This is a genomic window from Yoonia sp. JB2-21 (genome assembly GCF_055693545.1).
Window position 1 is genome coordinate 1,755,446 of record NZ_JBVFUC010000001.1, and the last position, 26,892, is coordinate 1,782,337.

26 protein-coding genes and 1 pseudogene are annotated in these 26,892 nt (G+C 55.3%); 8 read left to right on the forward strand and 19 right to left on the reverse strand.

Annotated features, from left to right (window positions below):
- Positions 1-109: 109 nt before the first annotated feature.
- The 5 genes from ACZ1G5_RS08810 to pip form a co-directional block, all read right to left on the reverse strand.
- Entirely contained in the window at positions 110-1,660 is a 1,551-nt protein-coding gene (locus tag ACZ1G5_RS08810; protein WP_472732481.1) for an ABC transporter substrate-binding protein, read from the reverse strand.
- 75 nt (positions 1,661-1,735) lie between these two features.
- Entirely contained in the window at positions 1,736-3,385 is a 1,650-nt protein-coding gene (locus tag ACZ1G5_RS08815) for an ABC transporter ATP-binding protein (protein WP_472732482.1), read from the reverse strand.
- Positions 3,382-4,578 carry an ABC transporter permease gene (locus ACZ1G5_RS08820; protein ID WP_472732483.1) on the reverse strand — a complete coding sequence of 399 codons (1,197 nt, stop codon included), beginning with the start codon at positions 4,576-4,578 and terminating at the stop codon, positions 3,382-3,384. Before ACZ1G5_RS08820 ends, ACZ1G5_RS08815 begins: the two co-directional genes overlap by 4 nt.
- Entirely contained in the window at positions 4,575-5,567 is a 993-nt protein-coding gene (locus tag ACZ1G5_RS08825) for an ABC transporter permease (RefSeq protein WP_472732484.1), read from the reverse strand. Before ACZ1G5_RS08825 ends, ACZ1G5_RS08820 begins: the two co-directional genes overlap by 4 nt.
- 61 nt (positions 5,568-5,628) lie before the next feature.
- On the reverse strand, positions 5,629-6,624 hold the full coding sequence (pip, locus tag ACZ1G5_RS08830; RefSeq protein WP_472732485.1) for a prolyl aminopeptidase: 996 nt from the start codon (positions 6,622-6,624) through the stop codon (positions 5,629-5,631).
- A gap of 47 nt (positions 6,625-6,671) precedes the next feature.
- Between pip and ubiG the strand changes: the two genes are divergently transcribed.
- From ubiG to ACZ1G5_RS08845, 3 genes are all read left to right on the forward strand, one after another.
- Positions 6,672-7,424: a bifunctional 2-polyprenyl-6-hydroxyphenol methylase/3-demethylubiquinol 3-O-methyltransferase UbiG gene (gene ubiG, locus ACZ1G5_RS08835; RefSeq protein ID WP_472732486.1), complete on the forward strand. Its 753-nt coding sequence runs from the start codon at positions 6,672-6,674 to the stop codon at positions 7,422-7,424.
- Between the two features lie 90 nt (positions 7,425-7,514).
- Positions 7,515-8,510, forward strand: a complete 996-nt coding sequence (locus ACZ1G5_RS08840; protein ID WP_472732487.1) for a glycosyl transferase family 90 — start codon at positions 7,515-7,517, stop codon at positions 8,508-8,510.
- Positions 8,507-9,463: an NAD-dependent epimerase/dehydratase family protein gene (locus ACZ1G5_RS08845; protein WP_472732488.1), complete on the forward strand. Its 957-nt coding sequence runs from the start codon at positions 8,507-8,509 to the stop codon at positions 9,461-9,463. Before ACZ1G5_RS08840 ends, ACZ1G5_RS08845 begins: the two co-directional genes overlap by 4 nt.
- Before the next feature lie 9 nt (positions 9,464-9,472).
- Here the strand turns inward: ACZ1G5_RS08845 and ACZ1G5_RS08850 are convergent, their stop codons facing one another.
- Genes ACZ1G5_RS08850 through ACZ1G5_RS08865 form a run of 4 tightly spaced genes read right to left on the reverse strand, consistent with a single transcriptional unit; the run spans position 9,473 to position 11,756 of the window.
- Positions 9,473-9,916 (reverse strand): MarR family winged helix-turn-helix transcriptional regulator, encoded by a 444-nt coding sequence (locus tag ACZ1G5_RS08850; protein WP_472732489.1) that lies wholly within the window; start codon positions 9,914-9,916, stop codon positions 9,473-9,475.
- Positions 9,916-10,746, reverse strand: a complete 831-nt coding sequence (locus ACZ1G5_RS08855) for a carbon-nitrogen hydrolase family protein (RefSeq protein ID WP_472732490.1) — start codon at positions 10,744-10,746, stop codon at positions 9,916-9,918. Before ACZ1G5_RS08855 ends, ACZ1G5_RS08850 begins: the two co-directional genes overlap by 1 nt.
- Complete coding sequence (gene grxC, locus ACZ1G5_RS08860) at positions 10,743-11,000, reverse strand: glutaredoxin 3 (protein ID WP_472732491.1); 258 nt, start codon at positions 10,998-11,000, stop codon at positions 10,743-10,745. The genes ACZ1G5_RS08855 and grxC overlap by 4 nt, the downstream gene beginning before the upstream one ends.
- A 33-nt stretch (positions 11,001-11,033) precedes the next feature.
- Positions 11,034-11,756, reverse strand: coding sequence for a double zinc ribbon domain-containing protein (locus tag ACZ1G5_RS08865; RefSeq protein WP_472732492.1), 723 nt, complete (start codon positions 11,754-11,756; stop codon positions 11,034-11,036).
- Between the two features lie 23 nt (positions 11,757-11,779).
- On the opposite strand from ACZ1G5_RS08865, the gene ACZ1G5_RS08870 reads away from it, so the two are divergent.
- The gene (locus ACZ1G5_RS08870) at positions 11,780-12,604 is read left to right on the forward strand and encodes a methyltransferase domain-containing protein (RefSeq protein WP_472732493.1); all 825 of its coding nucleotides are present in this window, start codon (positions 11,780-11,782) and stop codon (positions 12,602-12,604) included.
- A 52-nt stretch (positions 12,605-12,656) separates the two neighbouring features.
- The gene (gene hemH, locus ACZ1G5_RS08875; protein ID WP_472732494.1) at positions 12,657-13,742 is read left to right on the forward strand and encodes a ferrochelatase; all 1,086 of its coding nucleotides are present in this window, start codon (positions 12,657-12,659) and stop codon (positions 13,740-13,742) included.
- A 6-nt stretch (positions 13,743-13,748) separates the two neighbouring features.
- On the opposite strand, the gene ACZ1G5_RS08880 is transcribed toward hemH, so the two are convergent.
- Positions 13,749-14,636 carry a hypothetical protein gene (locus tag ACZ1G5_RS08880; RefSeq protein ID WP_472732495.1) on the reverse strand — a complete coding sequence of 296 codons (888 nt, stop codon included), beginning with the start codon at positions 14,634-14,636 and terminating at the stop codon, positions 13,749-13,751.
- Positions 14,637-14,688: 52 nt separating this feature from the next.
- Here ACZ1G5_RS08880 and ACZ1G5_RS08885 point away from each other — a divergent pair, with 52 nt between their 5' ends.
- A complete protein-coding gene (locus ACZ1G5_RS08885; protein WP_472732496.1) occupies positions 14,689-15,048 on the forward strand; it encodes a hypothetical protein in 360 nt (119 codons plus the stop codon).
- Between the two features lie 363 nt (positions 15,049-15,411).
- Complete coding sequence (locus ACZ1G5_RS08890; protein ID WP_472732497.1) at positions 15,412-16,671, forward strand: serine/threonine protein kinase; 1,260 nt, start codon at positions 15,412-15,414, stop codon at positions 16,669-16,671.
- Between the two features lie 82 nt (positions 16,672-16,753).
- On the opposite strand, the gene ACZ1G5_RS08895 is transcribed toward ACZ1G5_RS08890, so the two are convergent.
- Positions 16,754-17,335: a L,D-transpeptidase gene (locus ACZ1G5_RS08895; protein WP_472732498.1), complete on the reverse strand. Its 582-nt coding sequence runs from the start codon at positions 17,333-17,335 to the stop codon at positions 16,754-16,756.
- A gap of 168 nt (positions 17,336-17,503) precedes the next feature.
- Between ACZ1G5_RS08895 and dalA the strand changes: the two genes are divergently transcribed.
- Positions 17,504-18,055, forward strand: coding sequence for a divisome-associated lipoprotein DalA (gene dalA / locus ACZ1G5_RS08900; RefSeq protein ID WP_472732499.1), 552 nt, complete (start codon positions 17,504-17,506; stop codon positions 18,053-18,055).
- Here the strand turns inward: dalA and ACZ1G5_RS08905 are convergent.
- The 8 genes and pseudogenes from ACZ1G5_RS08905 to hslO form a co-directional block, all read right to left on the reverse strand.
- Positions 18,052-18,543, reverse strand: a complete 492-nt coding sequence (locus ACZ1G5_RS08905) for a L,D-transpeptidase family protein (RefSeq protein WP_472732500.1) — start codon at positions 18,541-18,543, stop codon at positions 18,052-18,054. The genes dalA and ACZ1G5_RS08905 overlap by 4 nt on opposite strands.
- Positions 18,544-18,630: 87 nt before the next feature.
- Positions 18,631-19,833: a class I SAM-dependent RNA methyltransferase gene (locus ACZ1G5_RS08910; protein WP_472732501.1), complete on the reverse strand. Its 1,203-nt coding sequence runs from the start codon at positions 19,831-19,833 to the stop codon at positions 18,631-18,633.
- A pseudogene (locus ACZ1G5_RS08915) lies at positions 19,834-21,666 on the reverse strand (ABC transporter ATP-binding protein).
- Positions 21,663-23,510 carry an ABC transporter ATP-binding protein gene (locus ACZ1G5_RS08920; protein WP_472732502.1) on the reverse strand — a complete coding sequence of 616 codons (1,848 nt, stop codon included), beginning with the start codon at positions 23,508-23,510 and terminating at the stop codon, positions 21,663-21,665. Before ACZ1G5_RS08920 ends, ACZ1G5_RS08915 begins: the two are co-directional and overlap by 4 nt.
- A 45-nt stretch (positions 23,511-23,555) precedes the next feature.
- Positions 23,556-24,137, reverse strand: a complete 582-nt coding sequence (locus tag ACZ1G5_RS08925) for a LysE family translocator (RefSeq protein WP_472732503.1) — start codon at positions 24,135-24,137, stop codon at positions 23,556-23,558.
- The gene (locus ACZ1G5_RS08930) at positions 24,130-25,266 is read right to left on the reverse strand and encodes a CCA tRNA nucleotidyltransferase (protein ID WP_472732504.1); all 1,137 of its coding nucleotides are present in this window, start codon (positions 25,264-25,266) and stop codon (positions 24,130-24,132) included. Before ACZ1G5_RS08930 ends, ACZ1G5_RS08925 begins: the two co-directional genes overlap by 8 nt.
- The gene (locus ACZ1G5_RS08935) at positions 25,263-25,847 is read right to left on the reverse strand and encodes a CoA pyrophosphatase (protein WP_472732505.1); all 585 of its coding nucleotides are present in this window, start codon (positions 25,845-25,847) and stop codon (positions 25,263-25,265) included. The genes ACZ1G5_RS08930 and ACZ1G5_RS08935 overlap by 4 nt, the downstream gene beginning before the upstream one ends.
- Positions 25,840-26,832: an Hsp33 family molecular chaperone HslO gene (gene hslO, locus ACZ1G5_RS08940; RefSeq protein WP_472732506.1), complete on the reverse strand. Its 993-nt coding sequence runs from the start codon at positions 26,830-26,832 to the stop codon at positions 25,840-25,842. The genes ACZ1G5_RS08935 and hslO overlap by 8 nt, the downstream gene beginning before the upstream one ends.
- Between the last annotated feature and the right edge of the window lie 60 nt (positions 26,833-26,892).

Genomic DNA, 26,892 nt, shown 5'->3' on the forward strand with positions numbered 1-26,892 from the left:
GAATTCCTTCGGCCGGGTTTGGCAAAGGCAGTATATCGGCGTCTGTCCGGTGCCAAACAAAAAACGCCCCGCCTTGTGGCAGGGCGTTTCGATCGTAATCAGGTTCGGCTTACGCCACAGACCAACGCTCGGCCATCCGGGCGTTATCCATCTGCCAGAGGTTACCCACTGTGTCAGGTGACACGATGCGGTTGTTCACGGCCTGCACGTAGTTGGCAAACATTGGCACCAGAACACCGCCATCGTCGCGCAGGATTTGCTGCATTTCGAAGTATTGTTCGCGGCGCTTGTCGGTATCCAACTCAGCACGTGCAGTCATCAGCAACTCTTGGAAACGGGCGCTGTCGTTGCTGTCCCACTGGCTGTCGTTCCATGGCACACCAGCCTCATACGCGGTTGAGAACATCCAGTCCTCTGTCGCGCGGCCAGACCAGTACACAGCTGTGAACGGCTTTTTCAGCCAGACGTTGGACCAATACCCATCAGAAGGTTCCTGGATCACGTTGAGGTTGATACCGCCAGCAGCAGCGGATGACTGGAACAGTTGGGCCGCATCAACGGCACCTTCAAAGGCAGCGTTTGCCGCACTGATATCCACGCTCAAGCTATCAAGGCCAGCTTGCTGCAAATAGAACTTGGACTTGTCTGGATCGTATTCCAGCTGCTCCATTTCAGCATGATAGAACTGGTTTGCAGGGCCGATTGGCGTGTCGTTACCGACCTTACCGTGACCCAGCAGGATCTTGTCGACCATTTCCTGACGGTTGATACCATACTTCAGCGCGCGACGGACGTTCGCATCACCAAATGGATCCGTGTCTGTCAGCATCGCAAATGTATAGTGCTGGTTACCCGTCACCTCCTGAATGCGCAGCGCAGGGTTGGCCTTCAACAGTGCTTCGGTCTTAAAGTCGATCCGGTTGATCGTATCAACCTGACCGGTCATCAGCGCGTTCATACGTGCTGTGTTGTCGTTGATCGCGATATATTCGACCTCATCAAAGAAGCCGGCGCTGTCACCTTTGTAGTGATCTGCGTAACGCGTTGCGACCATGCGCACGCCAGGGTCGAATGACTGTACTTGGTACAGACCCGTACCGATACCGTTTGCAATCGCCTCTTCGATCTGACCCGCAGGGAAGATCAACAGGTGATAGTCCGACATCAGATAAGGGAAATCCGCGTTGCCAGAGGCAAGCGTGAATTCGATCTGGAAATCAGATGTCTTTTTCATCTCAGAGATAGAAGCAACGATCGGCTGTGCCGCAGATTTCGCGCCTTCCGCCACGTGCATTTGCAAAGACTCAATCACGTCGTCGGCACCAAATGGTTTGCCGTTGTGGAAGGTCACACCCTGACGCAGGTTGAACGTCCAGGTTTTCGCATCAGCTGAGGCTTCCCAGCTTTCCGCCAATTCACCGACAAGCGAGCCGTCAGCCGCAACCTCGGTCAAACAGTCAAAGACTGTGCCGTGCGCCGAAGCAATCATGAAGATGTCAGAGTGCGTCCGGCCATCCCAGCTATCAGATGTGTTTGCCCCACCCAGACCAGCAGTCAGCTTGCCGCCGCGTGTCTGCGCGCGCAGTGGCATACCTGTCAGACCCAGTACACCTGCGGCAGCACCTGTTTTCAATAGACCGCGTCTACTAATTCCGTGCATATTTTCGTTCTCCCTAGTTGTTGGTTCAGGCGCGAACCGCCCGATTTTGTCACCACTTTCGTGGATGATTCTGAGTTACATCTTATCAACAGCTGCGTCGCCGATGTTATCAACTCCGCGTTCCGTCAGCAGATTAGTGAGCCAGTCCGGGTCCATTTCCGGTACCGAAGACAGCAAAAGATCGGTGTAGGCATGGTGCGGCGGCTTAAACATGTCGTTCTTTGGCCCTTGCTCCACGACGCGTCCGTCCTTCATGACAACGACCTCATCTGCAATGGCTTTCACCGTCGCAAGATCGTGTGTGATGAACATATAGGTGAGCGACAATTCATCCTGCAAGCGCGCCAAAAGTCGCAGAATCCCTTCCGCGACCAATTGGTCCAACGCCGAGGTGACCTCATCACAAATAATAAACTTTGGTTCGGCTGCCAAAGCACGTGCGATACCAATACGTTGCTTTTGGCCACCGGACAATTCCGAGGGCAGGCGATGATAATACTGTGAAGGCTCAAGCTCGATCTGTTCAAGCAGGGCATCGACCCTCTTGCGTTTCTCCGCACCTTTTAAGCCCAAATAAAACTCGACAGGGCGCGCAATGATCTGCCCGATCGACATGCGCGGATTCAGCGCCGTATCGGCCATCTGATAGATCATCTGCACTTGGCGCAGCTGATCCTTGTTGCGCTTACGATAGTCCGCCGGCAGCTCTTGGCCATCCAGCATGATTTTACCCGCCTTTGGTGGCAACAGACCCGTGATGCAGCGGGCCGTTGTCGATTTTCCCGATCCACTTTCGCCAACAACAGCGACCGTGCGGCCTTCGTGCAAATCAAAGCTGACATCATGCAGAACAGGGACGGTCCCATAAGAAGCATCGACATTTTGCACGCTGACAACGGGTACCGAGCCAGTCTGCACAGCAGGCTTCAATGGTCGCTCAAAACTACGCACAGCCCAAAGCGATTTTGTATATTCCTGCGTCGGCGCTGCAAGCATGGTGCGGGTGTCGGCAGTCTCGACTTCGTCGCCCTTCAACAGCACCTTGATGGTGTCAGCCATCTGGGCCACGACCGCCAGGTCATGGGTGATGTAGATCGCAGCGGTATCAAACTGTTCGACGATGTCGCGGATTGATGCGAGCACTTCGATCTGGGTTGTCACATCCAGCGCGGTGGTCGGTTCATCAAAGATAATCAGATCAGGACGACAAGACATTGCCATCGCGGTCATGCAGCGTTGTAACTGGCCGCCGGAGACTTGGTGCGGATACCGAAACCCGATTTGATCGGGGTTCGGCAGACGCAGCTTGCGATAAAGCTCCATCCCGTCTTCTTCGCTTTCGCCGCGCCCCATGACATTGTGCTGCACTGGCCCTTCGACATGTTGATCCATCAACTTGTGGGCCGGGTTAAAGCTCGCCGCTGCGGATTGCGCCACATAGGCGATGCGCTTGCCCAGCAGATCCCGCTTTACAGCGGCGGATGCGGTCAGCAGATCAATCCCATCGAATTCAATCGACCCCTTGCTGATACGAACACCGTCGCGGGTATAGCCCATTGCCGCTAACCCAAGAGTGGATTTGCCAGCGCCAGATTCACCAATGAGCCCAAGCACCTCACCTTTTTGCAGGGTCAGGTCGACACCATTGATAATGGGGTTCCACTTTTCGTCGCTGCGGCCCTCAAGCCAAACGTCACGCATTTTGACAAGCGGTTGATCGGTCATTCTTTGAGCCCCGACGATTTCTGCAGCATCCAGTCGACCACAAAGTTCACAGCGATGGTGAGCAAGGCGATTGCGCCTGCCGCCAACAACGGTGCACTTGCCGCCATCGGCGCGAACTGTGCAAAGTTCACAAAGCCGCCGAGGTCACGCACCATCGTACCCCAGTCAGCCAGCGGTGGCTGGATACCGACGCCAAGGAATGAAAGCGCCGCAATCGTCAGGAAAACAAAACAAAAGCGCAGCCCGAATTCCGCAAGAAGCGGTGCCGTCGCATTCGGCAGGATTTCTTTAAAGACAAGATAGCCAAGGCCTTCACCGCGCAGCTTGGCTGCTTCAATATAGTCCATAACTACGATGTTCTGCCCCACAGCGCGGGCCAGACGATAAACGCGCGTGCTGTCGATCACGGCAATAATAATGACCATGAAGACGGTCAAAGGTATGCCCAACTCAGGCGCCCAAACGCTGGCGATGGTCATCAAAAGTAGCGCAAAGATCAGTGACGGGATCGCCATCAAAACGTCAACCATGCGCGAAAGAAGCTGGTCCAGCCAACCACCCAGCGTCGCGGCCAAGAACCCGAAAGTACCTCCCAGCAAGAATGCCAAGACAGTCGTTGCAAAGGCGATGCCAACTGTATTTTGCGCGCCATAGATCAAACGACTAAGGATATCGCGGCCGATCTGGTCAGTACCCAACGGAAAGTCGGGGTTGCCGCCCAGCGCCGGGTCACCACCGGGGATGACGTTTGCGGCAACACCGGGAAGGATCTGTTCTTGTCCGTAAGGCGCAATAGCACCCGCAAAGATCGCAAAAATCGCATAGATCAGAATGGTCAGGATGCCAAAAGACGCAGTGAGCGGCATTGAGCGGAACATCTTTTTGCTCCATTTCGTGCCGATGGTTTTGCCAAACAGGCGGAACAGCCAAGCAGCCGCTGAGAAGATGATAAACCCTTCAATCGCGACGCGCAGGAAGAAGAACTTATTCGCAATCACCGTGTCTTCACTGCGCCCCTGCATATAGGCCCACACCAACCATGCCAAAACCACGACGCCCAAGACATACCCATAGGCCACGCCGTAGGGCATATCGCGGAACTTCGGTGCATTGCCGGTCGCGGCTTGCCCCGCAAAGCGAAACCCCCATGCAACAATACCCATGCCAATCAGAGTAGCGACAAGCCAGATCATTTCGGATGCCTCAGACGCGGGTTGGACAGGATCGACATAATGTCAGCTGTCAGATTCAGAAGGATAAACGCAGTTGCAAAGATCAGGCAGCACGCCTGCACAACGGGAATGTCACGAATTTTCACACTGTCTACGAACAGCTGGCCGATACCCGGATAAACAAAGACCACCTCGACCACCACAACGCCAGTGATCAGATACGCAAGATTCAAGGCAATCACGTTGATGATCGGCGCCAAAGCATTGGGTAGCGCGTGCTTGACGATCACCCGCATCGGCGACAGGCCCTTCAGCCGCGCCATTTCGATGTAAGGTGAAGCCAGCAAGTTGATAATCGCGGCTCGCGTCATCCGCATCATATGCGCGGTGACCACCAAGGTCAGCGTCAAGGCAGGCAACATCGACTTTTCAAGGCGTTCACTGAACGGCATCCCTTCAAAGATGTTCGACAGCGACGGGAAGATCGGGTTCAGCACCGCGAGGAACAGGATCAGGATGTAGGCCAAAAAGAACTCAGGGCTGGAAATCGACGACAAGGTGAAGATGTTCGTCGCCCGGTCAAAAACTGTGTTGCGGTACAGGGCGGCCAGAATGCCAAGGATGATCGAAAAAGGAACAGCGATTGCCGCAGTGATCATGGCCAGGAACATCGTGTTACCAAACCGCGGCGCGATCTGTTCGGCGATTGTTGTCGCACCCGACGTTGTCCCGCTAAAGCTGGCAAAGTTGGCCTGGGCAAAGCTGGTACCCAAGTCGCCGCGCAGCACGCCACCCAACCATTGGAAGTATCGGGTCACCATCGGTTGGTCGAGACCAAGATCCTCGCGAATCGAAGCTACTGCCTCTGGTGTGGCACCTTGTCCCAAAATGGATTGTGCAAAGTCACCCGGCAGAAGGTTGACTGCGATAAAGATCACAATCGACACAATCAGCAATGTCAGTAGGCCAAGCGCGAGCCGTTGTAGAATAATCGTCAGGACGTTGCCCAAAACTTAGCTTTCCCCGATAGCTATTGCGTGAAGCTTAGCGGCATATTTTCAGTAGTAAACCCTAAAGCCCCAGTGAATGACGCTGGGCACCCATCATATCCATGGTGCGGACAAGCTCGGCGCTGATACCAGGTTCAGACAGCGCATGACCGGCACGACCGATGAAGGTTAGCCTAGATTTTGGCCAGTTTTGTGAAAGCGTGTGCGCTGACACAGGCGGACAAATCATATCATAACGCCCCTGCACGATGACACCCGGCACATCAGCGATCTTCGCCATTTGGTCAGGGTGCAAAATTTGCTGATCCGCGCTCAAAAAACCGGCATTGTAGAAATAATGATTTTCAAGCCGGGCAAAGGCGCGGGCATAGTCGGCGGGGCTGTCGCCGGTGACACCGTCACTATCAATCGAGGCCAGCGCATTTTCCCAGGACGCCCAGGCGCGGGCGAAACGCACCTCGAGTGTCCGGTCATCAGAAAATAGGCGGCGGTGATAAGCGGCAATAAAGTCGTCCTGTTCATCTTCGGGGATCATATCCGCAAATCGTGCCCAGAGATCAGGCCAGAACTTGCCCGCTCCGCCACCATAGAACCAATCCAGCTCTGGCTGGGTCATCAGGAAGACGCCGCGCAAGGTCAAAGCGGCGGCACGATCAGGATGCGCCTGCGCGTAGATCAGTGCGAGTGTTGCCCCCCAAGATCCGCCAAAGACGATCCAGCGGTCAATGCCAAGCATTTCGCGGATCAATTCAATGTCGGCGACCAAATGCCATGTCGTATTGGCCTCAACACTGGCATGGGGCCGTGACCGCCCACAGCCGCGCTGATCAAACAGGATGATGCGGTACAGGTTGGGATCAAAGTAGCGCCGCATCGCAGGACTGCATCCACCACCGGGACCGCCGTGCAGGACGACAACGGGAATACCATCGGGATTACCACATTGTTCCATATAGATGCGGTGACCATCGCCGACATCCAGCATCCGTTGATCGAAGGGATCAATTGGCTGGTAAAGATGCGCACCTGGGCGCTTTTGTCCTACGACTTTGTCCATAACCATCCTATATCGCGAGATGAACCTAGTGACCATGACGCGGAGTGATGAAAATGTCGGCAACGAACACAGTAGACCCCGGCGAGATTGCCAAGTTCGAGGCGATGGCGGCGGAATGGTGGGACCTGAAGGGCAAATTCAAACCATTGCACATGATGAACCCCGTTCGATTGGACTACATCACCAGCCAGATCGCCGCTGAGTTCGGGCGCGACCTTAGTCAGCCAGAACCGTTCAAGGGTTTACGCATCCTTGATATCGGATGCGGTGGCGGGCTGCTGTGCGAACCGATGGCGCGTCTGGGCGCGACCGTCGTGGGTGCTGATGCAGCAGAACGCAACATCCCGGTGGCTAAAATCCACGCCGAACAATCCGGGTTGCAGATCGACTATCGTCACACAACGGCAGAAGCGATGGCCGAAGCCGGCGAACAGTTTGACGCTGTACTGAACATGGAAGTGGTCGAACATGTGGCCGACCCCCAAGGATATCTGACCGCGTGCCAGCAATTGCTGAAACCGGGCGGCATTCACATATGTTCAACAATCAACCGCAATCCCAAAAGCTTTGCGATGGCGATTGTCGGTGCGGAATACGTCATGCGTTGGCTGCCCAAAGGTACGCATGAATGGAATAAGTTTATTACACCTGATGAACTATTTGCTTTGATCGAAAAGGCAGGGATGACACCGGTGGACCGCAAGGGTTTCGTTTTCAACTTTGCCAAATTCACGTGGTCAATCTCGGACCGGGACCTATCCGTGAACTATGTGACGGCAGCAACAAAGCCGATTGAATAGAGGATGCCTTTGCGCCACAACACCATGCGAGGAACGCGCTTCTTTTTGGTGAGTTGATTGGCAAATCCACTATCAAGGCTCAGACGGTCGATGCGCAAATCGCGCAACCAATATGAACGAAATCAGTCGTTTATGACGTCGTACCACGAGCAGTGTGAGCGCGCGGGCGTGCAACCGGTGACGCTGCACGTGCGGCATTCTCAAGAACCAATCGCGCCAACCGATGTCATCCTGCGTAAAGAAAGCGGTAGCATCGTTGCACTGGTCAACTATCTTCTTCGTCCTGCGGAGCTACTGCGCAATCGCGCAAAGTTGGCGGCGCATGTCTGCTGGTTCAGCGGCACCGATGACAACGTCAGACAAATCACCGTTAACATCTCGGACGGTAATTTTCCCAGTGTAGCCCGATACAAATTTTCTGTGACCTCAAGCCTGCAAACACCGGTGCCCGACGCACATTTTTTTCGCGATCATGGGTATGCTGAAACGGACAAATTTGCCGTAGATCAGGCGCTCGCTTGGGATGACAGGCGCGATGACATCATTTGGCGGGGTGGGCTAAACGGCGACGGGCTGTTCTCACTTGACCCAGCAACCATCGACACGCCAGGCGTAAAGCAACGGCTACGCATGGCGTTAAAGTGCAAAACCCTCGACGTGGATTTCAAATTTATTTTTTACAAGTATCAAGGCTTTGGCGATGTTCTCCGATCAGAGGGGCTAATCGGTGAATATGTACCGACACACGACTGGGGCGGCATGAAGTATGCCATCGACATCGACGGCTTTACCAACGCGTGGTGCAACTTGATGCAGCGGCTGAAGCTGGGTTGTTGCGTTTTGAAGGTCGATAGCCCCTTTGGCTATTATCAATGGTACTATCATAAGCTGGTACCTTGGGAACATTTCGTTCCAATTCGCGCGGATCTGTCAGACCTGCAAGAAAAGATCGATTGGGTCAGAACACATCAGGCCAAGGCACGCGAAATCGCGTCACAGGGTCAGGCCCTTGGCAAAAGCCTCACCTTTGAAAGCGAACGCCAATTTGCGATCAGCACAATTGAAGAAAGAGAACAAAACACATGACGTTCTGGAAAGGCAAAGCCGTGCTTGTTCCGGGAGGTTGCGGGTTCATTGGGCACCATCTCGTGCAAAGATTGTTGGATGCGGATGCCAAAGTGCACGTCGTCGATAACTTCTCAACCGGGACGGAAGCGCGGCTTGCCAAACACAAGAATAGAAATCTGACCTTACTCCCGCTGGATATTTCGATAACGGCAAAGCTGCCGCGAACCGACGTCATCTTTAACCTCGCAAGCCCAGCATCACCTGTTCAATATCAAAGCCACCCCATTCAGACGTGGAAAACCAACGTCCTTGGAACGCTGCAATTGCTTGAACATGCGCAAGCTTGCAACGCCACACTGATCCAAGCATCAACCAGCGAGGTTTACGGCGATCCGCTGTCCCATCCGCAAAAGGAAACCGACTGGGGTCACGTTAATCCGGTGGGGCCACGCGCATGTTATGATGAAAGCAAACGCGCCGCTGAGGCGCTGTTGATGGATGCCGTCAGAACGTCGGATGCCAATATCCGCATTGCACGTATTTTCAATACCTACGGGCCGGGAATGAGCGCCTCAGACGGGCGGGCCATTCCGAATTTCATTGCACAAGCGAAAGCAGGGCAATCTTTGACAGTCTATGGTGATGGGACGCAAACACGTAGCTTTTGCCATGTGAGTGATACGGTAGAAGGGTTACTGCTACTTGGATCCGTTGGTGCGGCACGGGGTGAGGTTGTCAACATTGGGAACCCCGCTGAACTGACGATCCTGGAGATCGCACAACACATCAACGCCATCTTTGGCACAAAAAGCGAGATTGAGTTCAAGCCACTCCCCGTTGATGACCCGCAACGCAGATGTCCCGATATCAACAAGGCAAAACGCGTGCTCGGTTGGTCACCATGTGTGCCATTCAAAGATGGTCTGATGACAATCTACGATTGCGAAACGCCTGTACATTCGTGCGTCTAAACTGCGTTGTCAGTCGATATTGCTAAGTTTCAGGCGCATTTCGCGCAGAACGGGCAGTACGGCGCGCGCTCTGTCTTGGCCAACCTTGGCAACGACATCCGCGATGACCGGTGCAATTGCTGCCAAGGCGGCATCGCGGGCCGATTGCCCGGAGGGACTTATCGCGACCATCTTGCGCCGCGCGTCATCCCAGTCGGGGCGCACATGAACCCAACCAGCCCATTCCAATTTGTGCAAGGTATTGGTCATCGCACCGCGCGTCAGGTGAAAGGTCTTGGCCAATTGCGCCGGTGATCGCTCGACCCCGGAATTCGCCAAATGGTTCAAAACAGAAAAATGCGACAGCTCCATTCCCTTGGGTAAGACGCGCGCCACACTTGCCCGTGCCAGTTGGTCTACGGCAAGGATTTCGCTGAAAAGCGAAACGGCTAGGTTTTTTTCGGCGTCGGACATCAGGGGCCTTCGAAGGGACGGTCATGGCCAAGAGCGGCAATACGTTGTCGGCTTTGTGCCACTTCCCTTAGGTCAAGATCAACCAACGCAATGCCGGGATCGGTTCCTAAATCCGTCAAAACCTCGCCCCAAGGCGAAATCGCTATGCTATGCCCGTATGTTGTGCGTGGTTTCCCCGACTGCGCGGCATGCGTCCCGGTTTGGGCCGCGGCCAGCACATAAGACCCTGTTTCAATGGCGCGTGCGCGCAGCAACGGTTCCCAGTGTGCGGCACCGGTCACGGGCGAAAATGCAGATGGAACCAGCAAAACCTGCGCCCCGGCCTGCGCCAATGCCCGGTAGAGATAAGCAAAGCGCACATCATAGCAGATGCTCAGCCCGATCTTGGCAAAGGGCGTATCAGCGACGACGGCGGTCTCTCCCGGTCGATACCCAGCAGATTCGCGGTATGTTTCAGTCTCCGACACTGCCACATCAAACATATGGATTTTGTCGTAACGCGCGACGATCTGCCCGGCAGGGTCAATTAGAAAGGACCGGTTTGCAAAACGGCCGTCTGGATCACCTGACCTGAGCGCGAGCGATCCAATCGACACCCAAATGCCATGCCGGATGGCAGCCTCTCGCATCCCGCGCAGGGTCACATCATCCGCCTCAAGCTGCAAAACGCGCGCCTGATGGCGGCGGTCCTGCGAGACACAGTTTGTGACCTCGGGCGTCAGAACAAACCCGGCCCCCTTCGCGGCTGCCTCAGCGATCAAGGCGGTGGTCCGGGGTAGGTTTACCGCCGGGTCATCGCTGGCGTTCAGCTGAAGCAGTGCGGCCTTCATGCCGCCAGCAGCGCATCCAATTTACCGCTGCGTTCCAGGCCCATCAGGTCGTCACAGCCACCTACGTGGGTGCCATCAACGAAAATCTGCGGGACGGTGCTGCCGCCATTGGCGCGCTGGATCATCTCGGCCCGCCGTTCCGGTTGGGCAGTGATATTCACTTCGGAAAAGCTGATCCCCTTGGAGTTCAGCAAACGTTTTGCCATGTGACAAAAGCCACAAGTGGGCTTGGTGTAAATCTCGACATTCGCCATTTTCGTAGTCCTTAGGTCAGTCTCGTCTGTGATCTAGGCATCTTTGACCACTCTTGCCAGTGTAACAATCGACACGTTTGCGGCACCGGCATCTTTCAACGCCTCTGTGCTTGCGGCAAGGGTCGCGCCGGACGTCATCACATCGTCAACCAAAATTACCGACTTTCCTGTCATCCGTCCAATGCGCTTGGGGTTAGGAACAATCGCACCGGAGAGTTCCGCAAATCGCGCGTCGCGGCTGTGCCCCTCAAGGGGGTTGGTCTTTTTGGGACGCAGCAATGCATCGACGCAAACAGGCAAATCCATCACTTTTGCAATATCCTGCGCAAGAACCGCCGATTGGTTGTAGCGCCGCTTGACCAACCGGACCCAATGCAAAGGAACTGGCACCAAAACAGTGTCTGTTAGGTCCCAACTCGCTAGTTTTTGTGCCATCCAGCGTGCGGCTGGCGGGGCCAAATCGGTGCGGTCACCGTGCTTGAGACCAAGCACCAACCGTCGTCCTACACCGGCATAGGCCAGAACGCTGCGGCCTTTGTTCCACGGACGCGCGATTGTCATGCAGTCATCGCATTGCACGATCTCGCCGTGGTCCTCACCCGGCAAAGGGGTACCGCAGGTGTCGCAGATCAGGCCGCCGATAAACTGCGTTTCGCGCCAGCAATCGGCGCATAAACCATGGTCATCGTCGGTCTGCGCGTCACAGGCCACACATTGCGGCGGATAAATAGCTCGAATGACGCTTTGCAACCGCATGAATGCACCCTAAATGACCCAGCATGGATATGCCCCAACTGACAGACCGCACCGCCTTGACGCGCAATCGTGCCCGCGCGCAGCCTGATGCCCTGTTTTTACAAGAACACGCGGCCGATGAACTGCAAGAAAGACTGATCGAGGTTAACAGAACCTTTACGTCCATCGCGATTGTGACGGGGTTTCCTGAATTCTGGCGTGCGCACTATCCCGATGCCACGATTGTGGCTGACGATGACACGCTTGATCTTGCGCCCTGCACATATGATTTGATCCTGCACACGATGTGCCTGCACTGGGCCAATGACCCGGTTGGTCAGCTTGTGCAAACGCGCCATGCGCTCAAACCCGATGGCTTGCTATTGTGCACCTTTCTGGGTGGGCAAACATTGCATGAATTGCGGGCCTCCTTAGCCGAGGCAGAGGCGGTTGTTGCTGGCGGCCTGTCACCCCGCATCGCGCCAATGGGTGAAATCCGCGATCTTGGCGGGCTACTGCAGCGCGCAGGCTTTGCGTTACCTGTCGCTGACAGCACGCCACTGACCGCAAGCTACGTGAACGCGTTCCACCTGATGCATGACTTGCGCAAGATGGGTGAAAACAATGCTTTGGCCCAGCGCATCAAGCACGCCACCCGACGCAATGTCTTGACCGAAGCGGCGTGCATCTACGCAGACAACTTCCGCAACGCAGACAATCGCGTTGATGCCACTTTTGAGGTCATCACGCTGACCGGATGGGCACCTGCGGACAATCAACTGCAACCATTGCGCCCCGGCAGCGCAAAAACCAGGCTTGCTGACGCTTTGGGCACTGCTGAGACACCTTTAATTAGGTCCAATGATTGACGCCACGCGTATCCCATTTAACTACAATCCAAATCGCGCTACCTAAGGGACAATGAAAATGTTCGATGCACAAAGCCAAGCCGAAGAGCGCCCAGCAACATGTCCCGTGCATGCGCATCCCGATCACCCGGCAGTCAAGCCAGCGCGTGTCGGTATTTTGGTCGCCAATTTGGGCACGCCTGACGCCACCGATTACTGGTCGATGCGGCGTTATCTGAACGAATTTTTGTCGGACAAGCGCGTTGTCGATTATTCCGCATGGATTTGGCAGCCACTGCTGCAATTGATTATCCTGACAAAGCGGCCGTTTTCGTCGGGTGCGGCCTACAAATCGATCTGGAACGAAGAGGATAACGAAAGTCCACTTCTGACGATCACCAAAAAGCAAACCGCTGCGATCAAAGCGCAAATGGTCGAGCGGTATGGTGACGATGTGCGCGTCGACTTTTGCATGCGCTATGGAAACCCATCGACCAAATCCAAAGTGCGGGAAATGGTTGAAGATGGATGCACGAAGATCCTGTTTTTCCCGCTTTATCCGCACTACGCAGGGGCCACATCCGCAACTGCAAATGACCAGTTCTTTCGCGCGCTAATGGAAGAAAAGCGGCAACCCATCGCGCGTATTGTCGAACCCTACTTCGAAGAAACCGCCTATATCGACGCCTTGGCGCAATCGATCGAAAAAGCCTATGCAGAGGCAGAAACCAAGCCTCAAAAGCTGGTCTGTAGCTATCATGGCGTGCCGGAACGCTATTTGCGCGAGGGCGATCCCTATCACTGTCAGTGTCAGAAAACGACACGACTACTCAAAGAGCGTCTGGGCTGGGACGAAACAGAGATCGTGACGACCTTCCAATCCCGCTTTGGCCCCGAAGAGTGGTTGAAACCCTACACTGTCGAGGAAGTGGCGCGTCTGGCCGAGGAAGACGGCATCAAGAATATCGCAGTCTGTGCGCCTGCCTTCTCTGCTGATTGCATCGAAACGCTGGAAGAGATCAACGAAGAGATCAAAGAAAGCTTCGAGGAAGCCGGTGGCGAACAGTTCACCTACATCCCGTGCCTGAATGATGATCCGGCACATATCGATGCGCTGTCCGGCGTGATCGAAAAAAACCTGAAGGGTTGGTTGGGCTAAAACCGTCTAGATGCAGAACCTGAATGCTGCCGACAGCATATCGCGGTCAGCATCGCTGAGCTCGCGATAAAAATAGTGGCTGCCACCGTACACGCGACCGGGTGAAAATCGCAACGCAAGCGCCGTGATGTCATCCATCGCAGGTAGCGCGGCAGGGTCAAAGCTGAACTGAACAAATCCCGATGTTTCGGTTTCCCACGTCGTGTAGTTGTCGACTTCAAGCACGTTGTTGCCAATCTCCTGCACCGGACCGGTCGCGTATTGCAAATTGGCATCGCCATTCTCAGCCATGAAACCACCAGCGGCCGTCATCATGAAATGAATGGCACCACCTCGGCAGAACGCCGTGACCTGCACGACCCGGTCATAAGGCGTGGCTTGATCCAGTCTCTTCGAGGCTGCAACGATACCATCCTTGTAGGGTTCAATCACGAAATTGCCGAACCCCGTTGGCGGCGCGTATGAAATGCCGGTGGCCGCAATCTCGTCTACGGTCAAAAAACCGGAGTCACGGGTACGCAACAACAACTCTGGCGCAGCGCCCATATCAATCAGGTATTGCGTGGCCAGAACAATCCCCTGATCCTTGGCGGTCCCTTGTCCAAAGCCAGCGTCGATCCCGTCAAAGCCTATCTTGCTATCCAATGCGATGGACCGCACGTCACCACCCAAAAACGCGTAGATACAAGCATTGGTACAGGTTCCATCCGTGGGTCCATTCACGTTCCACTGACCAACCGACGTTTCAAAACCGCCTGCTCGGATCAATCGCCCCAATTCAATGGCGGCCCGTGGATCACCCCCGCTGCTATGAAAAAGAACCTTGTTGCCATCCATCTGTGCGGAACTGGCTGTGAACCGGTCCGGGGCATCTGGCCCGATTTGACCCACCACCACCAAATAGCAGCTTTCCCAAGCGTTCGCGAAGCATCGGTTAGAGATTTCAATGGCTGACGCAGCCGTGCCAAACAGGATGAAAAAGGCGGCAAACAAACTTTTCAATATCATCGGGTCTTTACCTTTATGCGTCGCCAGCCGGCGACCACTCAGCACCGAATTGCCTCGTGACTTCTGTCCGATGTTCGGCTTAAACCTTGCGGTAAGCAAGAGCATGCACATGCACGGTAAGGGAAACTATATGAAAATTCTGGACCGTCTGATCGGCAAAACAGAGCGACCCTATGTCATCGCCGAGATGTTGATCACCGTCGTTTTCAATCCACTGCCTCAATTAATCTGTCTGACCGATCTTCCAAAGCGGGAATGTGCGGCTCCCGCTGACCCTAAACGCCTGTGCGTCACCTGAGAAGACCCTGTTCTGCAAGTCGGGGAAGTGACGCAACGCCCCGTGAAACCTTCGGGTAAACCGATCCGATTTTGGCGCAGCGTGGTTTGTGCCAGAGTGTCAAAATCGGGTCTTGCCATGTTGCCCTCGCAAACCGATTCTTTGGCAATGTCTTGATTATGAACGCAAAATGAATATCCCGTGCAAAGTTGTACAAAATTATGGCGAAAGCGGCGGCAGCGTTAGTGAAATCGCAAGATTCGGCAGAACTTTCCCTTGCGACGCCTCAAAGCAACCATATTTCTACTGCAGGAAATAGGTGTTTGTTACACGTATGGAGCGCATCCCATGATGATGCGACGATGGTGAACCATGACTGCGGCCATGAGTGCTGAGACTGAACAGAGCCCCAAGGAGGGCAGTGAGGCGTTGCCAAATGGTACGCCTTTGCTCGGCGATCAGTTCACGATCGACCGGCCGCTGGGCAATGGCGGCTTCGGCATTACGTACCTTGCAAGAGACAATTATCTCGACCGGAACGTCGTGATCAAGGAATGCTATCCGGAAATCTTTTGTTTGCGTGACGGAAAGAGGGTTTTAGTTCGCTCTGCGCAGCATCAGGAAAAGTACCGCACGATTGTCGATATGTTCATGCGCGAGGCGCGCAGCATCGCCAAGATGCGCCACCCAAACATCGTTGGCGTTCACCGTATCTTTGAGGACAACGAAACCGCGTACATGGTGCTGGACCTTATCCAAGGTCGCGACCTGCTTGGTATTATCAACGACAAGCGCGAAGAAATGGCGCCTCACCAAGTGAAAGAAATCCTGATCAAGCTGCTTGATGCAGTTGATCTGGTTCACAAGCGCGACCTTCTCCACCGTGATATTTCGCCCGACAACATCCTGCTGGACAAATGGGGCAGCCCAGTCCTGATCGACTTTGGTGCGGCGCGCGAAGAAGCGAGCCGCGAAACACGTGCGATTTCTTCGGTTTTGGTTGTGAAGGACGGATATTCACCTCAGGAATTTTATTTTGCCGGTGGCAAGCAAAGCCCAAGCAGCGATCTCTATGCGCTGGGTGCCACGTTTTATCACATGATCAGCGGCGTGGCCCCACCCAACAGCCAAACCCGTATGGCTGAGTTCGCTGCAAATAATCCTGATCCGTGCGAGCCGCTGGCTGGTCGTTTTCCTGAATATGACAACGACATCCTGGAATCGATCGACAAGGCCATGCAAGTTCTGCCAAAGGCCCGTATCCAGTCAGCCCGCGAGTGGCTGAACCTGATCAATGAAGAGGGGCGGCGTATCCAACCGCTGCGCCGGATCAGAACGGATGATCTTGGCAAGAAACTGACTCGCTTGGTGTCTGAGACCAACGAATATGTCATGAATTCTGAGCCCCGCGATCCTGTTCGGAAGCCCGGAAACGAAGTGCAGACAGCTCATCTTGGGCAAAAGTCAGCGCCTTCTTGGGTTGAGGAATTCAATCGCGAAACCAAAGAGACGTCGAAAGAGCCCAAGACCTTCTACAGCCCCAGTGAACCTGAAGAAGTGAAAGTCACCACCCGGCCCGGTTTGCTGGCGGAACCAGCCAAGAAGCCAAAGCGACGCCTCTTTAAGTTTTTCAGCCGCCGCTAAGACCCCTCTAAACCACTCTAAATACAAAAAGGGGCGCATCGAACTGATGCGCCCTTTTTGTATTTCCTGCACTTGGGCAAACTCAGATCAAAAGTACCTGTGTGCCAACTTTCGTCAGGTTGTATAGCTCTGCTATTTGCTCGTTATAAAGACCGATACAGCCATTCGATGACCGACGCCCGATCTTGCGTGTGTCATGGGTGCCGTGAATTCGGTAATACGTCCAGCTCAGGTGCAGTGCATGCGTACCAAGCGGGTTGTCGGGGCCGGGGCCGATAAAATCTGGCCACTCCGGATTGCGGATCTTCATTGACGGTGTCGGCGCCCAGCTTGGCCCTTCAACCTTGCGCGTGATCGATGTGCGGCCCGTGCGCGTTAGATCCTCGGTCAAAGGAACACTTGTCGGGAACAGCTTATAGATCGACTGATCTTCGGACCAGAAATGCAATGCGCGCGACTGAATATCGACTAGAACTGCACCATTGTTAAGGTTGTTGAAGTACGGCTGCCAATCCAGCGAGCGAAAACTAGCGACATTGCGCTGTACACCACTCGAAATATCACCTTCGATTTCCGTGCTATTTGCAGTTTGAGCAGCAACACCTGTGCCAACCATAGCGGCAGATGCAGCCAGAAAGCTACGGCGTGATAGATTGCTTGTCATAACAGTTTCCCTCAGAGAATCCGGTAAATTGAACTGCTGTTTAATATGGGGCGTTATGTGACGCAATTCAAACATATGTCATCTGTAACAGTTCTCCGCGCATGTGGGTTTGAAGTGTGATCGCAATCCCGATAAAGAGTGGAGACTGACAAGAAGGCGAATATAACGATGCTGCGACGTGAATTGATCTTGGGCTTGGCTGCTTTCGGCCTCACTGCGTGCGGTGGTGGCATCGACCGACCTCTTGGGCCGGACGGCCTGCCTTTGCCAACAGCCTACATCATACGCCCCGGTGAGGAAGCCGCCGTGCAGTTCCGTATGCTGGATAGTGTGAATGCCTTGCGTCAAACCGCCGGCGCTCCGCCGGTCGCTCTTGACCCTCAGCTGAATGCGGCTGCGGCGACCCATTCGCGTGATATGGCGGTGCAAAATCGTCCGTGGTTATTTGGATCAGACGGATCAAGCCCGGTTGACCGCGCCCGCCGTGTCGGTTTCCGCGGCAGATTGTTGGGGGAAAACATCTCAGAGTCGTTTGAATCAGAGTTGCAGACCCTGAACGCATGGATGGCGCAGCCGGACACGCGGGCCGTCATCCTTGATCCCAATGCGCGCTTTATGGGTTTTGCCTGGTATCAGGAAGAGTCAGCAAAACTTTGGTGGACATTGAACATGGGAAGCGACCCGTCGACCAGCCAACCGATCGCGAGCGCTGCGTTCTAGGCGTAGATGTAGATCAGCGTTCCGGTGTTCACCATCGCGTAAATCTCATCCATCTCATGGTTCTGGACTGCGATGCAGCCCCATGTCCAGTCCGGCACACCAAGCCATTTGGTTGGTGTTCCATGAATAAAAATATCACCACCCGGATCAATGCCATTTGCCTTTGCATAGGCAAGGTCATTGGCATCAGGATAGGAAATGCCTAGCGAAAGGTGAAACCGGCTGTTCGGATTGCGGCGATCAATGCGATACCCACCCTCCGGCGTACGCCCGTCACCTTCTTGGGTTTTGTGACCAACCGGTGCAAATCCCAAATCAAAACCGTATGACTTCAAAAGAGACGTATGATGCAGTAGCTGCATTTCGCGACGCTCTTTAAAGACCTGAATACGCGTGACCTCTGGCCCACGGTACTGCGGCGGCCCTGAACTGCACCCCGTCACACCTATCGCGGCCGCGCCCGCCATCATCGTTCGTCTTGAAATCATGTCTCTGCCCATCGTTACGGTCTTTGCCGTTTTGATCTGATTATACTAAACAATGTGTTCACAAAAGGGAGCCGGGGGCGTTTGCATTCATTTCCGCGTGAATGGTGCAACAACCTCTACATGCGGTGACCAACGGAACTGATCCACGACTTGAACCCACGGCATGGCAAAGCCCGCATCGACCAAGGTTTTGGCATCGCGTGCGAACGTGACCGGGTTGCACGACACCATTGCAATCACGTTGATATCCGATGCAGCGAGTGTGGCGATCTGCGCTTCGGCACCGGCACGTGGCGGATCGATAACCGCGGCATCGAAGTGTCGCAGCTCATCAACCTCAAGCGGTCGACGGAAAAGATCGCGGGTCTCCACCGTGACGCGCCGCAACTCGTGGCCGTCACGCCAACCGCGGTCCAAAGCATCCAACATCGCGGCATCGCCTTCAACGGCAAGGACCTCAGTCCGCTTTGCCAAAGGCAGCGTGAAGGTCCCGCACCCGGCAAACAGGTCGATGATGCGCCCGGCGTCTGCTGTAATCTGCTCTACGGCCGCCAAAAGCGATATTTCTCCATGTTGTGTGGCCTGTAGGAACGCGCCCGGTGGCGGTACCACTGCTGTACCACCAAAAACCTGAACAGGCGGATTGATCGTCACGACAGGTTCATCATTCCAAGCCAGTCGCGAAAGCCCGAACTGATTGGCAAGTGCTGCCAGATCTACCCGCAGCTGTGGCGTCAACTCTTTGTCGGTATCAACGCGCACATCAGCGCCAAGTTCTGCGTCTGTGACGGTCAAACCAATCTCGCCTTTGCGGGAACAGGCAACGACTGTCAGCGCTTCCAAAGCCGGAAAGCTGCTGACCAGAGCAGGCGTCAGCAATTGGCAAGCAGGAACCTGCACCAAAGTATCGGACGCGCGGGTGTGAAAACCTACCATCGCCCCCTTTTTGGTGCGCCGCCCCGACAGCTTTGCCCGTCTGCGCGACTGCGCCGGCGATACGACAATTTCGCGAAAATCAGTCTCTAAACCGCGCGACTGGACAGCTTTGACGACAATATCTTGCTTCCACTGCGCGACAAACGCATCTGTGGCATGCTGCATCGCGCAACCGCCGCAGGATTTGAAATGGCGACAAGGTGCCGCGACCCGGTCCACCGATGGGGTGACGATACGCACCGTTCCATCCTGTGCGACATCCACCTCTTCACCGGGCAGTACACGCGGCAAGAGCGATTGCCCGTCAGAGGCACGTCCCATCCCCAGATGGGTCAAACTTTCGATTGTCAGCATTTATTCCGCCGCATCTTTCACGTTGATAAAGCCACCAGACTGGCGGTTCCAATAGCGCGCATAAAGGCCACCTTGGGCCAAAAGCGCGTCATGGGTTCCTTCCTCGACAACGCGGCCAGCGTCAAGCACGACAATGCGGTCCATGCGGGCAAGAGTGGACAGGCGGTGGGCAATGGCGATCACTGTCTTGCCATCCATAATAGACTCTAACGCACCTTGAATTGAGGCTTCGACCTCAGAGATCCAGCGCGCTCGTCGCCTCGTCCAGCACCAAAATCGGGGCGTCTTTCAGTATAGCTCGCGCGATGGCAATCCGCTGACGCTGGCCACCGGACAATTTAACGCCGCGCTCACCCAGATGCGCGTCATATCCTGCGCGACCTTTGTGGTCCTTGAGCGTTTGAATAAATTCATGGGCCTCGGCCTGACTGGCAGCAGCTTCAATCTCTTGCTGCGTCGCGTCCGGTTTGCCGTATTTGATGTTATCGCGGGCCGAACGATTGAACATCGCCGTTTCCTGGGTGACCATCGCGATCTGCCGGCGCAGACTTTCCTGGGTTACATCGCGGACATCGACCCCATCAATCGAGACCGCGCCCGCCTCCGCGTCATACAACCGCAATAGCAGTGCCACCAAGGTCGACTTCCCGGCACCGGATGCGCCAACAAGTCCCAGTTTTTCACCCGGTCGCACGTTCAGCGTGACGCCATCCAAGCCTCCCGGGCCGCCGCCATAGCTGAAAGATACATTTTGCAATGAAATGCCGCCCTGATCTGCAACCAAATCACTCGCATCAGCTGCATCTGTCAGGGTATGAGCCGGGCTGAGTGTATGCATCGCATCCTCAAGCTCGCCCACATTGGCGTACATGCCCATCAGCGTAAAACTGACCCAACCAGTCATTTGGGACAGGCGCAAAGAGATGGCGCCGGCCGCGGCGATGTCACCCGCCGTTGCAGAACCTGTCGTCCAGAAATAGAGCGTCACGCCAACCAGAATGATCGGCAGCATGCCACCCAATGTCATCAACCAGAACCGGAACGATGCCGATAACCAGCCGAAACTGACCGCTGTACCCCAATAGGTCGCCATTGCGTCTGTCGCAGCACAATCTTCGTGCGCATCATGCGCAAACAGCTTCACTGTCTTGATATTCGTGATCGTGTCGACAACCTGCCCCGTCACCATCGCGCGGCTGGCCGCCCGTTTTTGGAGCGCGCCCGAATACGGGGCATAAAGAACCGGATAAGTACGATATAGGCCGCAGCCCAAACCGCCAGCAACAGGGCCGAGCGTGCATCGATCGTGAAAAGCAGAATCACCGATCCCACCAGTGACGCCAACGCAAAGGCCACCGTGTGAATCATATCCACAACAAGGTCGGCCGCTGCCCGCGCCGCCTGCATCTGCTTTTGCGCAATGCGCCCTGCAAAATCATCGTCAAAAAACGTGACCGATTGACCAAGTGAATGCCGGTGCAGTCGCGACAAGATCAAGTTGCCCAGCGCAGGGCCAACGACCACCGATTGCATCACACCGGACACACCCAAGACGATCGGACGCAACACAATGAAGAACGCGGTCACACCCAACAACAACAACATATTCTCTGAAAAATAAGTTGCGCCGGATGAATTGAGTGTTGCGTCAATCACCCACCCCAACATCAGGGCGGTCGCGACCTCTAGAGTGCCGGCCAAAGCAGACACTAATCCGGCCAAAAGCGTCACTTTTGTGCTGCCTTTCAGACACCAACCCATAAACGCCATCAGCGTCCGTGGTGGTGCGCCATCAGCGGGCTCAAATGGGTCGATCCAACGTTCTGGAGTCATTCAGCTACCTGTCCGCTTTGGCCCAGAAAGCCCCCTGATTGGCGCGCCCAGAACCGTGCGTATTGTCCATTTTGGGCCAGCAAAGCATCATGCGTGCCGTCTTCGATGATACGCCCTTGATCCATCACAATGATGCGGTCCATCCGGGCAATCGTCGACAGGCGGTGCGCAATGGCAATAACAGTTTTGCCTTCCATCATGCCATATAGGGTCTGCTGAATTACGGCCTCGACCTCACTATCTAGGGCGCTGGTGGCTTCGTCCAAGAGAAGGATGGGCGCGTTCTTCAAAATGACCCGGGCAAGGCTGATCCGCTGGCGTTGTCCGCCAGACAATTTGACCCCGCGTTCACCCACACGCGCGTCATAGCCAGAACGACCCTCATTGTCCTCCAGGCCCTGAATGAATTCATGCGCCTCGGCTTTGCGGGCCGCCGCAATCATCTCTTCCTCGCTGGCGTTTGGGTTACCATACAGGATGTTTTCGCGGACCGAGCGATGCAAGAGCGAACTGTCTTGCTGAACCATGCCGATCGCACTGCGCAGGCTATCCTGTGTCGCGTGCCTGATGTCTTGCCCATCAATGAGGATCTGGCCCTGCTCAACATCATAAAACCGCAAAATCAGCTTCACCAATGTCGATTTACCGGCGCCCGATTGACCAACAAGGCCGACCTTCTCGCCCGGCTTGATCGCCAGTTTGACGTGGTCTAACCCACCGGTCTGCTTGCCATAATGATGCGACAGGTCCCGCACCTCGACCGCGCCGGCAACAAGCTCAAGCGGCTTAGCATCCTTTTGATCCAAAAGCGTCACCGGCTGTGCGATCGTTTGCATGCCTTCCGACACCACACCCAGTTCGCGGAAGAAATTTGTCACGGCCCACATGATCCAGCCGGACATCGCGTTCAGGCGCAGCGCCAATGATGTTGCAACAGCAACCAGCCCAACCGACGCAGCACCCTGCATCCAGAGCCAGATGGACCAACCAACCACACCAACCACCAGCAGGCCATTCAACATCATCAGACCTGCATCCATAATCGTATAGAGGCGCATTTCGATCTGGAACGTGCGGCGTGCTTCCTCGATGGCTTCCTTGGCATATGCAATTTCGCTGTCATGGTGCGCAAACATCTTGACCGAATGGATGTTGGTATAGCTATCAACCACACGCCCGGTGACAGCGCTGCGCGCGTTTGAGGCGGCCTCGGAGGCTGGTCCGATCCGACGCACAACCCAGCGCAACAAAAACACATAAGGCACGATCCACATCAGAAGCGGTATCAAAAGACGCGCATCCGCCTGCCCCATAAGAACGGCGGCAGCGACAACATAGGCCAGCGCAAAAGTGATCGCATCGAATAGCTGAAACACGACCTCACCTGCGGCGGGCGGTGTCTGCATGATGCGATTGGCGATACGCCCTGCAAAATCATCCTCAAACCAGCCAACAGACTGGCGCAAGACGTGACGATGCGCCCGCCAACGCACCAAAGTGCCAAAGTTCGGCAGGATCGTATTATTCAGCAGCATGATTTGCGCCATATGAATGCCCGGCCGCATGGTTAGGATCAGGATCGCAACGATGATGAACTCTGTTCCGCTTTGAGCCCAGACTTCTGCTGGCGTGCCGTCAGTCAGAATATCAATCAGCCTGCCCAGATACCCCAAAAGCCAGATTTCGACGATGGCGATGATGATCGACAAAATTCCTGTGACCCAGAACACGCGTATGAACGGCTCTGCGTATTCACGCAGAAACGGGTAGAGCCGCTTGGGCGGCGTGTCGCTCTCCTTGTATGTCACATAGGGATCGACAAGACCTTCGAACCAACGAAACATCGGCTTGCCTTTCGGGGTAATGGGCAAGCTATAGCAAAGGTTCGGTCAGAGAAAAAGCAGGACAGAGAAGCCGACCAAAGCCAGCGCCATGATGCGCATGAAGATGCGCCAAGCGGTCGCGTTCGTCAGAAGGTAGGACAACAAGCTGCCAGCAACCGCCCAAAATGTGCAAACACCAAGGTTGATGGTCGAAAATGTCACCGCAAGTGACATGGCTTGCTGAACTGGCGCAAGCATGGCGACATAGGCGGTAGCGCTAAGCGCGACGGCCCAAACCTTGGGGTTCACCCACTGAAACAACACCGCTTCAACAAAGGTAAAGGGCTTGTCCGTTTCGCTTTGCTTGGCAAGGTCCGCACGCCAAAGGTTGAAAGCCATCCAAAGGATCCAAAGGCTCGCCACGATCTTGAGCACAAGGCTCAGCGCTGGCTGCGCTGTAATCAACGTACCAATCCCGATCCCTGTCACCGCCGCAATCACGCCAACACCAAGGGCAACCCCGAAAATATGCGGGATCGTGCGTTGGAACCCAAAACGCGCGCCCGATGCGGTAATCAGGATCACGTTCGGACCCGGTGAGAATAGTCCAAAGAACACAAAGCCAATGAGGGGAAGGAATTCAGCCAAGCAATTCGGCTTTCGTCAATGTGAAGCCAGAGCTGATCCACCGTGCCTCAGCGGTTTTCAAGGCCTTGCCAAGCGCTGGACCGGAAAGGTTAGGCATTAGATCAGCCGCCTTGAGTGGGAATACCTGCTGCGCTGCATTTCGCACCAATTGGGCAGTGTTAGGATCGATTTCTTGGCCAATAGACGCTGCTTCGACCGCCAATCGATCCATCGTTGGTTTTGTGCCAAAACGATAGGCTGCTTCTGCATGAGGCAACTCTGATCCTATCTGCAAAAGCTGCTTTTGCTGATCATTGGATAGACGCAACGCGCCTGCCGGATCTCCACCAAGAACGGCCAACCGTCGGATCGGATCTGGCGTTAGCTTGGCCATTTCTTCCACGTGAACCAACACCGCCAGCACGGAATGGATGGCACCCGGCAAGACTTGCGCCAAAGCGCCAGTTGACGCCATCGCCGCAACTGCCGGGGCGGGGTCTGATGCGGCCAGCAATTTCAGCATCTCGGACGTGACCCGTTCGACGGAAAGTGCTTGGAGTCCCTCGATGTTGGCGGCACATGCAGCCAAACCATCCGCATCTGGGCCGGCATCAACATCTCCGTACCAGGCATAGAACCGGAAAAATCGCAGAATGCGCAAATAATCCTCTTTGATGCGCTGTTCAGCGTCTTCAATAAAGCGGATGCGGCGCGCATGCAGGTCTGGCAGGCCACCCAAAGGGTCTGCAATCTCGCCATCCGCATCCGCGTAAAGCGCATTCATCGTAAAATCGCGACGGCGCGCATCGTCTTCAATGCTATTCGAAAAGGCAACGGTCGCGCGACGGCCGTCGGTGGCTACATCACGACGGAATGTTGTGATTTCAAAGGGGGTGTCATCCACGACCAGCGTGACAGTGCCATGATCAATACCTGTTGGAATCGCCTTGATGTCGGCCACCGTTGCCAATTGCATCACGGCATCGGGCAAAGCATCTGTCGACAGATCAAGATCGGCCACTGGTACACCCAGCAGCTCATTGCGGACGCATCCGCCAACAAACCAAGCCTGATGGCCGGCCTCATTCAGCAGTTTGCACACCTTCTGCGCGGCTGCACTTTGCAACCAGGGGGCAGCAATCCGGGTCATGCCATCCGCTCGGCGAATGCGCGCAGAATGCGGGCGGTGGCGCCCCAGATGTAATATGGACCGAAAGGAACGGTGTAATACAGGCGACGACGGCCCTGCCAGCGGCGTCCTTCAATCAGGTAATGCGCGGGCTGAAGCAAATGCCCCAAAGGCACTTCGAAAACCTCGCTGACCTCACCTGCCTCTGGCACCGGATCATAGTGACCGTCGATCAGGGCCAGGACCGGCGTGACTTGATACGCTGTTACGGTCTGGTGCGGAGGCAGCGTTCCGAGAACATCGACGATGGCCGAAGGCAAGCCAATTTCTTCGCGGGCTTCGCGCAACGCTGCATCGACAAGCGTGGGATCGGTGGGGTCCTGTTTGCCACCGGGAAACGCGATCTGGCCGGGGTGATGCTTGAGCCGGGCAGAGCGTTTTGTGAGAATAACAGTCTCTGTTTCAGCCCGAATGCCAACAAGCACCGCAGCGGGTGTCAGATCGCAATCAGGAGCTTTGACATCCATATTCAGATCAAAATCAGAAGACGCGCCACCTGTCCGGGCCAGCGCGTCCTCCAGTTTTTGGCGTAAGTCAGGCACTTGCATCCTTGGCTTCGAACCCAAGTGTTTCGGGGGCGAAAGTGTAGTGTGAGCCGCAAAACTGACAATCTGCAGTCACCGTGCCGTCATCCGTGATCATCGTGCCGATTTCCTTAGCGGAATAGATCGACAGGCTCTGACGCACTTTATCTTCCGAACAGCTACACCCAAATTTCACGGGCTGGGCATCATAGACCCTTGGCTGTTCTTCATGGAACAAGCGCACCAAAAGATCCGTCGGTGCAACAGTTGGACCGATCAGCTCAATTTCGTCCACGGTATCCAAAAGCACGTTCGCGCGCGTCCAGTTTTCACCCTCATCCGCATCAAGAATATCGGTTGCATCAAGCAAGCCTTCTTCACCAGAACCGCCTTCGCCCGTGACATGTGGCGAAGCCTTGGGCATATGCTGCAGCATCACACCGCCCGCGCGCCAATGGGTGTCTTCGCCGGGCATTTGCGATTGACCATAGGTCAGTTGAAACCGGGTCGGCAGCTGCTCTGACTGCGCAAAATAAGTCTCTGCACAGGCGGAAAGCGAACCGCCGGCGATCGGTGTGATCCCCTGATAAGGTGCCATATCCTTGCCCTGATCAATCAGGATGGCAAAGTACCCATTGCCCAACTGGCTGAACGGATCAGCGGCCTGATCAAGCGTTTCAGCATCATAAGATGCATAGGCGCGAATACGGGCCGGCTGCCCATCATCGGTGGGGCCATAGTAATCTGTGGCGATCAATCGCGCCGGGCCAGAGCCACGCACCTGCAAAGACAGCTTCCAACGCAATTTGACGGTTTGCCCGATCAAAGCCGTCAGCAATGCCATCTCGGCCACCAGCCCTTCGATCATGGGCGGATAGTTATGCTGCTTGAGCACCTGTTCCAACACGCCATCTAAACGCGCCACCCGGCCACGAATGTCGGATGCGTCAAGTTGAAATGGCAGGACGGTATCGTCCCAGGCGATTTGGGTGCCCGTGGTCATGGTCTTTCCTAACACGTTTTGGGGTGGCATACCGCGCCTATATAGGTGGAGCAAGGCGGC